The organism is Mesorhizobium sp. M1A.T.Ca.IN.004.03.1.1 (genome assembly GCF_003997555.1).
Lineage (GTDB): Bacteria > Pseudomonadota > Alphaproteobacteria > Rhizobiales > Rhizobiaceae > Mesorhizobium.
The window spans coordinates 1-228 of record NZ_RZTV01001247.1 but is presented as its reverse complement, the minus strand read 5'-3'; the positions used below and the strand labels follow the sequence as shown (position 1 = coordinate 228).

The window sequence follows — 228 nt, the reverse complement described above, 5'->3', positions numbered from 1 at the left end:
CGCGCTCGTAGACGCTCATGATGACGCCGGTCGTCGATACCGAGTTGGCCGTGAGCTTCAGTGCCTCCGGCCTGGCGCCCTTGCCGAACAAGCGCTTCCCGGGGCCAAGGATGAGCGGGAAGGTCAGGAGCCGGAGTTCATCGATCAGGTCGTGCACCAGCAGGGTTTGCAGCAGGTCGCTGCTGCCCTGCGTCAGGAGGTCGGGACCGTCCTGCTGCTTCAGCCGGG

General features: G+C 66.2%; 1 protein-coding gene. It reads right to left on the bottom strand.

Annotation, left to right across the window (positions count from 1 at the left end; all coding sequences use genetic code 11):
- Window positions 1-228, bottom strand: a 228-nt coding sequence (locus EOD29_RS35695; protein ID WP_164764138.1) for a dihydrofolate reductase family protein, incomplete at both ends; no start/stop codon positions are given.